The sequence below is a fragment of the Microbacterium cucumeris genome (assembly GCF_058349845.2).
This window is the reverse complement of the sequence record NZ_JBYRIZ020000007.1, coordinates 52,927-65,590: the sequence shown is the minus strand read 5'-3', so window position 1 is coordinate 65,590 and position 12,664 is coordinate 52,927. Positions and strand designations below refer to the sequence as shown.

15 protein-coding genes are annotated in these 12,664 nt (G+C 70.7%); 6 read left to right on the top strand and 9 right to left on the bottom strand.

Features of this window, described 5'->3' with window-relative positions; all coding sequences use genetic code 11:
• Positions 1-50 precede the first annotated feature (50 nt).
• Positions 51-1,178, bottom strand: coding sequence for an N-methyl-L-tryptophan oxidase (gene solA, locus AC3RXZ_RS16710; protein ID WP_243228330.1), 1,128 nt, complete (start codon positions 1,176-1,178; stop codon positions 51-53).
• Between the two features lie 283 nt (positions 1,179-1,461).
• Between solA and AC3RXZ_RS16705 the strand changes: the two genes are divergently transcribed.
• Complete coding sequence (locus tag AC3RXZ_RS16705) at positions 1,462-1,716, top strand: SGNH/GDSL hydrolase family protein (protein ID WP_491494760.1); 255 nt, start codon at positions 1,462-1,464, stop codon at positions 1,714-1,716.
• 36 nt (positions 1,717-1,752) lie between these two features.
• Here AC3RXZ_RS16705 and AC3RXZ_RS16700 read toward each other — a convergent pair whose 3' ends face one another.
• From AC3RXZ_RS16700 to AC3RXZ_RS16670, 7 genes are all read right to left on the bottom strand, one after another.
• On the bottom strand, positions 1,753-2,235 hold the full coding sequence (locus AC3RXZ_RS16700; RefSeq protein ID WP_243228332.1) for a MarR family transcriptional regulator: 483 nt from the start codon (positions 2,233-2,235) through the stop codon (positions 1,753-1,755).
• 45 nt (positions 2,236-2,280) lie between these two features.
• Complete coding sequence (locus AC3RXZ_RS16695; RefSeq protein ID WP_491494759.1) at positions 2,281-3,450, bottom strand: FAD-dependent oxidoreductase; 1,170 nt, start codon at positions 3,448-3,450, stop codon at positions 2,281-2,283.
• Positions 3,451-3,482: 32 nt separating this feature from the next.
• Positions 3,483-4,304: a DUF72 domain-containing protein gene (locus AC3RXZ_RS16690; RefSeq protein ID WP_491494758.1), complete on the bottom strand. Its 822-nt coding sequence runs from the start codon at positions 4,302-4,304 to the stop codon at positions 3,483-3,485.
• Positions 4,305-4,308: 4 nt separating this feature from the next.
• Complete coding sequence (locus AC3RXZ_RS16685) at positions 4,309-5,112, bottom strand: SDR family oxidoreductase (RefSeq protein ID WP_243228335.1); 804 nt, start codon at positions 5,110-5,112, stop codon at positions 4,309-4,311.
• 2 nt (positions 5,113-5,114) lie between these two features.
• On the bottom strand, positions 5,115-5,678 hold the full coding sequence (locus tag AC3RXZ_RS16680; protein WP_491494757.1) for a Dps family protein: 564 nt from the start codon (positions 5,676-5,678) through the stop codon (positions 5,115-5,117).
• Positions 5,679-5,757: 79 nt separating this feature from the next.
• The gene (locus tag AC3RXZ_RS16675) at positions 5,758-6,534 is read right to left on the bottom strand and encodes an alpha/beta fold hydrolase (RefSeq protein WP_243228337.1); all 777 of its coding nucleotides are present in this window, start codon (positions 6,532-6,534) and stop codon (positions 5,758-5,760) included.
• Between the two features lie 47 nt (positions 6,535-6,581).
• A complete protein-coding gene (locus tag AC3RXZ_RS16670; protein ID WP_243228338.1) occupies positions 6,582-7,742 on the bottom strand; it encodes a MalY/PatB family protein in 1,161 nt (386 codons plus the stop codon).
• A gap of 154 nt (positions 7,743-7,896) precedes the next feature.
• Here AC3RXZ_RS16670 and AC3RXZ_RS16665 point away from each other — a divergent pair, with 154 nt between their 5' ends.
• The 5 genes from AC3RXZ_RS16665 to AC3RXZ_RS16645 all read left to right on the top strand — a co-directional run bounded on the left by AC3RXZ_RS16665 (position 7,897) and on the right by AC3RXZ_RS16645 (position 11,956).
• On the top strand, positions 7,897-8,061 hold the full coding sequence (locus tag AC3RXZ_RS16665; protein WP_243228339.1) for a hypothetical protein: 165 nt from the start codon (positions 7,897-7,899) through the stop codon (positions 8,059-8,061).
• Between the two features lie 163 nt (positions 8,062-8,224).
• Complete coding sequence (locus AC3RXZ_RS16660) at positions 8,225-9,136, top strand: ABC transporter ATP-binding protein (protein WP_491494756.1); 912 nt, start codon at positions 8,225-8,227, stop codon at positions 9,134-9,136.
• On the top strand, positions 9,133-9,960 hold the full coding sequence (locus AC3RXZ_RS16655) for an ABC transporter permease subunit (RefSeq protein WP_491494755.1): 828 nt from the start codon (positions 9,133-9,135) through the stop codon (positions 9,958-9,960). Before AC3RXZ_RS16660 ends, AC3RXZ_RS16655 begins: the two co-directional genes overlap by 4 nt.
• 41 nt (positions 9,961-10,001) lie before the next feature.
• Positions 10,002-11,303, top strand: a complete 1,302-nt coding sequence (locus AC3RXZ_RS16650) for a sensor histidine kinase (RefSeq protein WP_491494754.1) — start codon at positions 10,002-10,004, stop codon at positions 11,301-11,303.
• Positions 11,300-11,956, top strand: a complete 657-nt coding sequence (locus AC3RXZ_RS16645; protein ID WP_491494753.1) for a response regulator transcription factor — start codon at positions 11,300-11,302, stop codon at positions 11,954-11,956. Before AC3RXZ_RS16650 ends, AC3RXZ_RS16645 begins: the two co-directional genes overlap by 4 nt.
• Before the next feature lie 20 nt (positions 11,957-11,976).
• On the opposite strand, the gene AC3RXZ_RS16640 is transcribed toward AC3RXZ_RS16645, so the two are convergent.
• Entirely contained in the window at positions 11,977-12,657 is a 681-nt protein-coding gene (locus tag AC3RXZ_RS16640) for a FadR/GntR family transcriptional regulator (protein WP_491494752.1), read from the bottom strand.
• Between the last annotated feature and the right edge of the window lie 7 nt (positions 12,658-12,664).

Here is a 12,664-nt window from a genome sequence, read left to right as displayed (position 1 = left end):
TTCCTCCATGGCACGAGGGGTTCTTGAGGCGCTGCAGCGATCGGGATCGCTCAGACGGCCATCGCCGCCGCGGCGGTGAACTCGCTCAGGTCGTCCGTCGATTCGCCGTCGAGTGCGAGCTCCGCCAGCACCCTGCCGAGCGCCGGCGTGAACTTGAACCCGTGCCCTGCGGCGAGGCCGACGATGATGTCCGGATGCTCGGGCAGGGCGCTGAGCACGAATCGGCGATCCCGGGTGAGCGCGTACTGGCAGGTCACGGTCCGCAGCACGGATCCGGATCCCGGGAGCAGGGACGCCATGAACCCGGCCAGCTGCTCCGTGAGGGCGGGTGCGGGTTCGAAGGACCGCTCGGACGGAGCCATCCGGTTCTCCGAGACGTCGCGAGCGGCCTTGACGGTCGGCTCTCCATAGGTCGGGAACCCGTAGTAGCACTCGTCGTCCTCCCAGATCCACACCGGGAACACAGAACGGTCGTAGTCCTCCGCCGCCGCGGGACGGAAGTAGCTCACCTGCTCCTGCATGACGTCCAGCGGAATGCTCGCGCCCAGCGGATCGAGGAGTGCGTTGGTCCAGGCATCCGTTGCGAGGATCACCTTGCCGGCGCGGATGTCGCCGCGTGCGGTCCGGACGATGACGCCGTCGCCGTCGGGTCCGAGGCTCTCCACCGGCGTGCGGTCGCGGATCTCCGCGCCATGCACCCGCGCGCGCATCTGCAGCGTCGCGACCGTGCGGGCGGCATGGGCGATTCCGGTGTCGGCCGTGTACACCGTCTCGACGCCGTCGGGCACGTGGAACTGCGGCCAGCGCGACCGGACCTCGGCGGGGGAGAGCAGCTCGTGCTCCACCCCGCATTCGGTCAGGGCGGCCGTGAAGTCCGCGGCCGCGTAGGGACCATCGGTCGGAAGGAGGATGATCCCGCCGGTGATCGTCAGAAGCCGCTCGCCGGACTCCTCCTCCAATTCGGCCCAGTCGCGGTACGCGGACTGCGCGAGCCGCACGTACGCGCTGGAGCCGTAGGAGGTGCGGACGATCCGGGAGGTGTCGTGCGACGCGCCGCGCACGTGGCCCAGCTCGTACTGCTCGAGGGCAACCACCTTCGCGCCCCTGCGGGCCAGGTGATACGTGGCGGCGCTGCCGAGCGCACCCATCCCGACGACTGCGACCTCGAACGACTCCATGATGCTCCGTCTCTCCCCGGGCCGATGCGGCTCACCGGCTCGTCGAGAGTCAGTGTGAGCCGGTCGCCGGACCGGGACCATGGATCGACATCCCATGCTCGGCGCTCGCGAATGTGCGGTGGGCACGCGCGAGCGCCGGGTATGTCACGAAAGAGAGCGGGGCGTTTCCAGGACGTTTCGGAGACGGGTCCGCGCACGAAGGCCTCCCCCCGCGAAGCGGAAACCGCAGGTCGCGGGATTCCTCGATCAGGTCCGCGCGGCCCACCCGCAGGTGCCGATCGCCGTGATCACCCCGATCGTGGCGCCGGGACTGGAGCAGAGGCCGAACGCGGTGGGCGTCACGCTGGCGGGGATGCGCGAGGCCATCGCCGAGGTCGTGTCAGGAACCGACGACGAGCGGCTGCATCTCATCGACGGCCCGGGCATCCTCGGCTTCGACGACGCGCACCTGCTCTCTGACGGCGTGCACCCGGACGCCGTGGGATACCGGTTGATGGGCGAGCGGCTGACCGCCGCGCTCGCCCCTCTCCTGCGATAGTCGGCCCGCGAGCGTGCGCGGCGGATCGATTCCTCCTCATCGGCCCCCACGCGCGCGCAAGGATTCGATCTCGTCGCGATTGAAGTCCGCGGCGCGCGCGAGGAAGTCGTTCGCGAACGCGAGCTGCTCGTCGCTCAGCGTCGCGATGTAGTCGCCCCACCGTCGCGCGACGCCGTCGTAGACGGCACCGACCGCGGCGGTGAGCCGCTCGGGCACGGCGGAGACGATCACGCGGCGGCGGTCCGAGACATCACGGCTGCGGACGACGTACCCGGCGCTTTCCAATCGGTTGATCGCGGTCGTGATCGCACCGCCCGTCGTCAGGCCGGTGCGGGCGGCGAGATCCCCCGGAGTCGCCGGACCGCCGTCGAGCAGCAGGCCCACGACCTGCAGATCCGTGCCGTTGAGCCCGGCCGAACGGGCGACCGCATCCTGGAAGAGCACGGCGCGCGCCATGAACTCCCGCATGACCTCACCCTGCCGGGCGACCGCGGCGGCGCGGTCCTGAGATTCTGACATGCGGTCCCCCTGAGGCGTCTCTCCTGCCCCAGCGTATCGACCGCGTCAGATCTCCGGCGGACGGTGATCGAACACCCAGTCGTAACGGGTGTCCGTCGTGGCGTTGCGCAGGAACAGCGGCAGCATCGCATCCCGGAAGGCGGTGCCCACGCGTCCGCCCTTCACTTTCTTCTGACGATCGAGCGCCGCGGCGTACGCGACCACCCTCTCCGCGCGGGATCGTCGAGACGCCTCGAACGCCGCGAATGCGGCCTCGTGTCCATCGGCGCGCACGAGCTGAGCGGCGAGTTCGGCGGCGTCCTCGAGCGCCAACGACGCGCCCTGTCCTGCTGAGGGACTCGTCGCGTGCACGGCGTCGCCGACCGCGACCGCCCGGCCGCGCCACCATCGGGGCACGGTCGGCAGCCGGAAGATCGGGTACGCGCCGATGTCCGTCGTCGTGTTCGCCAGGATCGCGGGCACGGGATCGGGATCGCCGCCATGCAGCTCTCGCAGTTGGGCGAGGATGTCGATCGAGGAGGAGGATCGCGTTGGGGGCGCGGACGCCGTCGCATTGGCGAACCAGTAGACGGTGCCGTCCTCACGGACGAGGTAACCGAAGAAAGACCTCCGGCCGAAGACGAATCGCTGGATGCCCGGTGTCGGCGCGAGATCGGGCACGCGCGCGAACCCTCCGGCCCCGACCAGTCCGGTGAACTCGGCCGCCGCCTCCGGAGCGATCCACCGGCGGACGGCGGAGCCGACGCCGTCTGCGCCGATGACGATGTCGCCGTGCTCGACGTGTCCGTCGGCGAATCGCGCGCGCACGCCCTCCGCCTCCACATCCAGTTGCGCCAGTCGCCGCCCGGTGTGGATTCGCACGCCGGCATCGGCCGCGGCATCCCACAGCACCTGCTGCAACCACCCCCGACGCACGACGACTCCCCCGGCGTCCGGCTCACCGGCAGGACCGTTCGGCACCGTGGCGAGCAGGCGGCCGCGACCGCTGTACATCTGCATCAATCCGGCGGGATGCGCGTCGGTGAGCAGGCGCGTCGTCACGCCCAGTCGGTCGAGCACGCGCCGACCGTTGACGGCGACGTTCAGGAAAAGTCCCGCCGCCGAGTCGAGCGCCGCACGTGCTTCGAAGACCGGTGCGTCCCATCCGTGGCGCGTCAGCAGCTGCGCGACGGCGGGTCCTGCCGAACCCGCGCCGATGACCAGTGCCTTGGGCATTGCGTCCCCCATTTCTCTCTATTTTAGAGAGATTAGCCCAAGCGGCTCCGTTCCGCCAGTCGCAGCGCATCATGCGGGGCGTGACCGTGCGCGTCGTTGTCGAAATACGCATAGACGTCCCGCCCGGCATCCGCCCATCCCCGGATCCGTTCCGCCCACGCGTCGAGCTCGGCGTCCGTGTATCCGCTCACATACAGCTCGCGCGACCCGTGCAGACGCGCGTAGACGAAATCCGCGTCCGAGGGGGCGAAGCGAGGGAAGCGTCCTGCGGTGTCCGCCACCGCCATCGCGACCCCGAACCGCTCGAGTGTCGCGGTCGCGGCCTCGTACGAGACGGCGCGGGGTTCGAGCGCATGCCGCAGCGGCGCATCGCCCTCGATCGACAACCACGTGCGTCCCCGCATCCGCTCGTCGTGCCGCCGAGCCAGCGCGAGTGCCTCCCCCGTCGACTGCGGCAGGGCCCTCAGGAAGGACGACAGCGCATCCTCATCGAACTCCTCCCGCTCGGGAAGCTGCCAGAGCACCGGCCCGAGGGCCGGGCCGAGCGCGAGGACGCCGGAGGCGAAGAAGTTCGCCAGGGCCTGCTCGACGTCCCGCAGCCGCAGCATGTGCGTGATGTAACGGGACCCCTTGACCGCGAAGACGAAGCCCTCCGGCACGCTCTCGCGCCATCGCCGATAGCTCTCCGGCCGCTGCAGCGAATAGAAGGATCCGTTCAGCTCGACGCTGCGGAACCGTGAGGCGATGTACTCCAGTTCTCGGCGCTGCGGCAGCCCGCGCGGGTAGAAGTCTCCACGCCAGGACGGATAACGCCATCCGGACGTGCCGATCCGCACCCCGGGAGCCGACGGCATCCGCTCACACCGTCCGCCATCCATGCTGCGTGATCGCGGCGCCGGCCTGCGGGCCCATCTGCAGCATCCCGCCGTCGATGACGATCGAGGTGCCGGAGATGTAGGCGGCCCCCGGCGAGGCGAGGAACGCGATCAGGGCGGCGACCTCGCGCGCGTCGCCGGGCCGGCCGAGCGGGATGCCGGGGCGCTCCTCCCACCGGGGATCCTGATCCGTCTGACCGGTCATGGGCGTGGCGATCTCGCCGGGGGCGACGCTCACCGCCGTGATCCCGCGGCCGCCGAGTTCGAGGGCGATGTTCTTCATGAGCCCCGACAGGCCGTGCTTGGCCGCGTCGTACGCGCTGGATCCCACCATCGGCTGATGCGCATGCACGCTCGTCACCGCGATCAGTCGGCCGCCACGGCCGGCGGCGACCATGTGCCGCGCGGCACGCTGCAGGCACACGAAGGCCCCGGTCAGATCGACGTCGAGCACTCGACGCCATTCGTCGAGCCCGACGTCGAGGAACGGCGTCCGCAGCCCGGTTCCGGCGTTGTTGACGAACACGTCCAGCCCGCCCAATTCGGCGACCAGGTCATCGATCACATCCCCGCACGCCGGGATCTCCTGCGCGTCCAGCCGTGCGACGAGGGCACGGGCGCCGTGCGAGCGCACCTCCTCGGCGGTGTCCTCGGCTCCCGCGGCATCCGAATGCCAGGTGATCGCGACGTCGACGCCCTCGGCGGCGAGCGCGACGGCGGTCGCCCTCCCGATCCCCGAGTCAGCTCCGGTCACGATGGCGCGGCGCGGCTCCTCCTCGACGTCCACGATCAGCTCCCGACCGGAGTCCGGTTCTCGGCGCTGACCATCCAGGCGTACTGCTCGAGCTTCTCGATGATCGCGTGCAGGATGTCGGCGCTGGTCGGATCCTCCTCGTCCACGCCGTCGTGCACGTCGCGCATCGTGCCGACAACCGCTTCGAGCCGCGCCGTCACGATGTCGACGGTCTCGGCGGTGTCGATCTCGCCCTGCGGATACTCCGGAAGTGTCGTCGTCGACGCGACCGTGCCGCTGCGGCCGTCCGGCACCGCGTGCAGCGCCCGCATGCGTTCGGCGATCGTGTCGCTGAACTCGCGCGCCGCCGCGACAATCTCATCGAGCTGCAGGTGCGTGTCGCGGAAGTTCTTGCCGACCACGTTCCAGTGCGCCTGCTTGCCCTGCATCGACAGCTCCAGCAGGTCGACGAGGACAGCCTGCAGATGCGCGCTCAGTTCCGGCGAGGCGGCGAAGCCCTTCTCGGCGTTCTGCCGCCGGGTGCGCTTCTCGCCGGTTCCGCCGCGCGCCGCGCGGGAAGAGGATGCCTTGGTCGCGGATGTCTTCGTGGTTGCCATCATGCGCTCGACGGTAGGCACGCGAATGCCGGCGCAGGAGGGGCTTGACAGCCGGATGGCGCCCGGAAAGGCTTCTTGAGCTTCAGCGCACCCGCGCGGCGACGATCCGTGCAGTCGCCTCGGGATCCATCCGGTGCGCGACCGACTCGGGAACCTCGAGGAACTCCGCCGCGGGCATCTCCTCGGCCAGCCGGGATGCCGCGGCGACGAGGATCGGCATGGTCTCCGAGCCCCGCAGGATCGTGACCGGCATCCGCACGTCCCGCATCGCCGCGGACGGCGTCGACGTGCGCTGGGTCAGCAGGGTGTCGTACACCGTGGACCGGGCGAGTGCCGCCACCTGCTCGAAAGCGGGCGAGTTCCGGAACTGCTCGATGAACGCCTCCGGGAGACCGACCGCTTCGCGCTGGAACAGCACCACGGCGTCGCCGGGGCGTCCGTCGTCGATCAGCGCCTGAAGCCGAACGGCGAGATCCGCAGCCGGGTCGTCCTCGCCGAATCGGAAGGGCGGTTCGGACAGGAAGAGCCGGGACATCGGTACGCCTTCCCCGGCGGCGTACAGCGCGAGGATCGCGCCCGAGGAGTGGCCGACCACCGCGACGTCGTCACCGGATGCCGCGATGACCGCCGCGAGGTCCTCGACCTCGCGCTCCGGAGCGGCGATCGGCGCGTCGCCGCTGTCTCCGCGGGCACGCCGATCGTACGTGACCGCCCGCAACCCGGCATCCGCGAACGCCCGCGCGATCAGGCCGGCGTCGCGGGCCGTCGAGAGCGCGCCGTTCACGATGACGACGGCTGGTCCGTCTCCGACGGTGTGCAGGGCGATGGATGTTCCGTCGGCCGAGGTCACGTGACGCATCCTCCCAGGCAACACCCCTGCAGCCGGCGCGTCAAGCGAGCGCGCGTTCAGCGCGCGGCGAGAGCTGCGGCGATCCTCTCGATCGCCTCGACCATCACCGGCCGAGGCGTCGCGAACACGAATCGCGTGAAGCCCACCGCGGCCTCGCCGCACGCTGCACCGTCCGTCATCGCGACGCCGGCGTGCTCGCGGAACCACGCCCCGAGGTCCCCCGTGAGCCCTGTGCCGCGGAAGTCCAGCAGCGCGATGTACGTGCCCTCCGGCATGACGACGCTCACCCCGGGGATCTCGGCCACCATCTCGGCGAGGACGCGCCGGTTGCCGTCGAGGTACTCCACGACGTCGTCCAGCCAGGCCTCACCGCCCGTGTACGCCGCGATGTTCGCCACCACGCCGACGGTCGCCGTTCCGTGCCCCGCCCAGCCGCCGTCCTCCTCCCACAGCCGGACGGACTCCTCGTTCGAGAGGATCAGCTGGGCGCACTTAAACCCCGCGAGGTTCCACGCCTTCGAGGCGGATGCCGCGGTGACGGTGTGCGCGGCGGCGACGTCCGACACCGATGCATACGGGATGTGCTTCCCCGGTGCGTACACCAGCGGCGCATGGATCTCGTCGCTGAACACGCGCCCGCCCGCGGCATCCACGGTCGCGGCGACGGCCAACAGCTCCTCGCGTGTCGCGACCGTGCCGAGGGGGTTGTGCGGGTTGCACAGCACGAGCAGTTCCCCGCCGTCGGCGAACGCGGCCGCGACGCCCGCATGATCCATCACCCATCGATCGTCCTCGAGGACGCTCGGCACCTCGATGACCCGCCGGCCGAGACGACCGGGCACCGTGAGGAACGGCATGTACGCCGGTGTCGGCACGATGACCGCGGCCCCCGGAGCGGTGAAGCGCTCGATCGCGAACTCGAACGCGGCGATGACGTCCGGCACGGGACGCACCCGCTCGGCCGGCACCGACCAGCCGTACTTCTCGGAGTACCAGGATGCCGTGGCCGCCGTGAGCTCGTCCGAAAGAGCCTTCGGCAGATAACCAGTGAGCCCGGCGTCCAGCGACGCGTGAACGGCTTGGGTGATCGCGGGCGCGACCCCGAAGTCCATCTCGGCGACGAAGGCGCCGACCGTGTCGGGGAACGTCGTCCATTTCACGCTGCCGGCCCTGCGGAGGTCGTCTGCCGTGATCGCGTCGAACGGGTGCGGTGCCATGTGTCTCCTCATCGTCGCCTTCCATTCTCGCGGCACGGGACCGTCGCGGGGCGATGCGCGCGGTTAGCATCGCGCGCGACGGCGCGTCAACCCTCATGGCGGATCGGCGGGAACAGGGCCATGATCGAGACAACACGAGCGAAGGAGTCGTTCCATGAACATCGCACTGGTGGTCATCATCGTCATCGCCATCGTCCTCGCCATCGTCGGTGGCCTGAACGCGGCGCTGAACTGGCTGCTCTGGGTGGCCCTGATCGTCGGCGTCATCGCGCTGATCGCGTTCCTGTTCCGCGTCATCGGAGGACGCAACAGGGTCTGAGACCGCCCTCCGTTCCGCCCGGGCGCGCGAGGACCCCAGACTCGCGCGTCCGGGCGGCCTTCTCCTGCTCTGATGTCCGTGGTCCTGCGGTGCCATCGGACGCGCAGCACGACGGTACTGCAGGGGGACGCGCGATGATCCCCGGCATCCGTAGCGTCGGAGCATGATCACTGCAGAAGGCCTCACGAAGAGGTTCGGAGACAAGACGGCCGTCCAGGACGTGTCCTTCACGATCCGTCCGGGAGCCGTCACCGGCTTCCTCGGCCCCAACGGCGCCGGCAAGTCGACCACGATGCGCATGATCGTCGGACTCGACCGCCCGACCTCGGGGCGCACCACCGTGGGCGGCGTCGAGTACCGGCGCCTGCGCGCGCCGCTGACCGAGGTCGGGGTGCTGCTGGACGCCAAGGCCGTGCACACCGGCCGCACCGCGCGGAACCACCTGCGTGCTCTCGCCGCGACGCATGGCATCCCCGCCTCGCGGGTCGACGAGGTCATCGACCTCGCCGGCATCACGCCCGTCGCCAGGAAGCGAGCGGGGAAGTTCTCCCTCGGCATGGGACAGCGCCTCGGGATCGCCGCGGCGCTGCTCGGCGATCCTCACACCCTCATCCTCGACGAGCCGGTCAACGGACTCGACCCGGAGGGCGTCCGTTGGGTCCGCCAGTTCGTGCGCCACGCGGCGTCCGAGGGACGCACGGTCCTGCTGTCCAGTCACCTGATGAGCGAGATGGCGCAGACCGCCGATCACGTCATCGTGATGGGCCGCGGCCGCGTGCTCGCCGACGCATCGCTGGACGACCTCGTGCGGGCATGGACGGCCACGACGGTGCGCGTCCGCACACCGCGGGCCGCGGCGCTGGCCGAGGCCGTCGCGCACGCCGACGTGGAGATCGTCAGCACCGAACCCGACCTGCTGGAGGTCGTGGGGCTTCCGGCGTCCCGCATCGGCGACATCGCCGCAGACTGCGGGATCCCCCTGCACGAGCTCACCCCCACCATCGGATCGCTCGAGGACGCCTACCTGGCGCTCACCGGCGACTCGGTCGAATACCGGACCAAGGAGATCGCATGAGCACCATGACCGCGGAGGGCACGCGACGCGTCACGCACGTCACGTCGCCGTACCGACTGAACTTCCTGCGGACCCTGCGCAGCGAATGGATCAAGATCGCCACGCTGCGCTCGACCTGGTGGTCGATCGGCATCACCGCCCTGCTGACGGTCGGGATCGCCACGCTGATCGCTTCGACGGTCAGTGCCGCAGACCAGTTCCCCATGATCCAAGCGGTCGTCTCACCGATCCAGTTCACGATGCTGCTCGCCGGCATCCTGGGCGCGATCTCGGTGACCGGCGAGTACTCCACCGGAATGATCCGTTCCACCCTCACCGCCACGCCCGTGCGCGGCATGGTGCTGACGGCGAAGGCCGTCGTGCTCGCCGCGCTGCTTTTCATCGCGTCGCTCGTGATCTTCTTCGGCGCGGCTCTCGTCATCACCCCGATCGCGGAGTCGAAGGGGCTGGGTCTTGATTGGTCGGACTTCGATGTCACCATCCGACCGATCCTGCTCGCCTCCGCAGCGATGGCCGTGTTCGCGCTGATCGGAGTCGCCTTCGGGTTCATCCTGCGCTCCGGCGCCGGCGCGATCGCGGCGACCGTCGGGCTGCTGTTCGTGCTGCCGATCGTGTCGATGACGTTCACCATGGCGGGGGACGCCTGGCAGTGGATCGCAGAGGCCTCGCGCTACCTGCCGATGTCCGCCGCGCAGTACGCCATCAACCCCGTACCGGACGGAGCCGACGGCCTGACCCCGGAGGTCGCGTATCTCGCACTGGCCGCCTGGGTCGCCGCCGGGATGCTGGGAGGGTGGGCCGTGCTCCGCACCCGCGACGCGTGAGAGCGCGTCACCGAGGATCATCGACGCGTAGAGTCGAGCCCGTGTCGAGCTCGAGCGGTCGCAGCTCCTCCGCCGGTGGCACCCTGGAACGGGATGTCACGGCGGAGGAGCTGCGGCTGCCGCGTCCCCCGGGATTCATCCGGCGGTTCTGGGCCCGGCATCCTCTGGTCGCGGACGTGCTGATCGCCTTGGTCTGCCTGGCCCTGTCGCTGACTCCCGCCACCCTCGTGGCACCCGGTGAGCCCCCGTCGCTCGGCGCGAGCATCGGGATCGGGATCCTCGCCCTCCTCGCCTGCGCCCTGTTGCTGCGCCGCCGCCGCTGGCCGACCGTCGCCCTCATCGCCTCCTATGCGGTCACCGTGGCCTACCTGCTCGCGCTCGATCCCGCCGGCGGGCCGTTGCTCATCGTCACCAGTTACGGCATGGCCGTGTACCGCTCGACCCGGACGGCGTGGATCGGCTTCGGGATCGGCATGGGCGTTCTCACTCTGCTCGCCGCGGCACTCCAGCTCTCCGGAGCGCTCCCGCTCCCATCGGCGATCAACGCCGTCCTCGGGCAGTTCGTGCTCGCCCTCATCGGCACCCTCATCGGCGCGAACGTCGGCGGGCGCAAGCGCTACGTGGAGGCGATCATCGACCGGTCCCGCCAACTGCTCGTCGAGCGGGACCAGCAGGCCCGGCTCGCCGCCTCCGCCGAGCGCGCGCGCATCGCCCGCGAGATGCACGACGTCGTGTCCCACTCGCTCACCGTCATCGTGGCTCTCTCCGAGGGTGCGGCCGCGACCCCGGATCCGGGACGGGCGAAGGACGCCTCGACCGCTGCCGCCGCGACCGCACGAGGTGCGCTGGGCGAGATGCGCGCGATGCTCGGCGTGCTCAGGGACGGCGACGCCGACGCGCCCCTCGCGCCGACCCGCCCCGTCGATCCCCGCACCACAGTCGCCGCGGCGCAGCAGGCCCGATACCCGGTCGCGCTGACCGTCGCCGGCGAGGCCCGCCTGCCCGAACCCGTGGAGTTCGCGATCGGCCGCATCGTCCAGGAGGGCGTGACGAACGCCATGCGGCACGCTCCCCTCGCGACCGTGGTGTCGGTGCGCATCGACCGCTCGGTGGACCCGGTGGTCGTGGAGATCGTCAACGATGCCGCCGCCGACACGACCTCTCCCGGCGGGTACGGCCTGCGCGGACTCGCCGAGCGCGTGACGCACGTCGGCGGAACCCTCGACGCCGGACCGACCGGGACGGGAGGATGGAGACTGCGCGCGCAGTTCCCGCAGACCTCGATGTCGTCGAGACCCGGCGGATCCGCGAGCACACCGCCGGACGCACAGGAGGACGCATGACCGAGCCGATCCGCGTGCTCCTCGTCGACGATCAGGAACTCATCCGCATGGGGTTCCGCCTCGTGCTCGACGCCGAGGAGGACCTGGTCGTCGTGGGCGAGGCCGGCGACGGCGCCGAGGCGCTCGCCCGCACGGCGGCGCTCGAGCCGGACGTGGTGCTGATGGACGTCCGGATGCCGCGCACGGATGGGATCGCAGCCACGGAGGCGATCGTGCGCGCGCATCCGGGCACCCGTGTCCTCGTCCTCACCACCTTCGACCTCGACGAGTACGCCTTCGGGGCGATCCGCGCCGGTGCGAGCGGGTTCCTGCTCAAGGACGCGCAGCGGCAGGAGCTGCTCGCAGCCATCCGCGCCGTGCACCGCGGGGACGCCGTGCTCGCCCCGCGCGTGACCCGCCGCCTGCTCGAGCACATCGGACCGCGGCTCGCCGCGCCGCAGCCGGCGCACGATCCGACCGCGTCGCTCACGGAGCGCGAGCGCGACGTGTTCCTCGAGATGGCGCGCGGGCGGACGAACGCTGAGATCGCCGGGACGCTGTTCCTCAGCGAGTCCACCGTGAAGACACATGTCGGCCGGGTGCTGACGAAGATCAAGGCCCGCGACCGCATCCACGCCGTGATCCTCGCCCACCGGCTGGGGTTCGTCGACTGATCGGACGGCTCCGCGGACGCTCAGTCCACGACGACGAGGTCGTGATCCAGATGGGCTGCCATCGCCAGCGCGGCGGCCACGGCGTCCTGCGCCTCGATCGCGGCGAGGATGCCGGCGTGGTCCTCGTCGAAGACGCCGAGGTCGGCGCCGTGCGCGAGACGTCCGGAGCGCACGGCGCTCCGGATCAGCGGCATGACCGCGACGAACAGGCCCGTGAGCAGGCGGTTTCCGGATGCCTCGAACACGAGATGGTGGAAGCTGCCCGGCGTCTCGCTGAGCTCCTGCACATAGGGGGTACCGGCCGTGATCGTGAGATCGCGCTCGTACACGGCTCGCAACTGTGCGAGCTGCGCGGCCGTGCGGTGCACGGCCGCCTGACGCACCGCCTCCATCTCGAGCGCACGGCGGTAGACGAGCACGTCCCCGAGCGCGTACTCGGCCAGGAAGTCCGTCACGACGGCCGTCACCGGGGTGCGCGAGCGCACGAACGTCCCGACGCCCTTGATCGGCTCCAGCATCCCCTGGCTCGCGAGCGCGCGCACGGCCTCCCGCACCGTCGACTTGCCGACCCCGATCATCGCCATCAGCTCGGACTCCCGCGGGATGCGGGTGTTGATCGGCCAGTCGCCGCGGGTGATCCTCGCCTTGAGGAAGGTCAGCGTCTCGACGGCCTTCTGCGAGCCGGTCGGGCGGTCGGCCACGGCGACG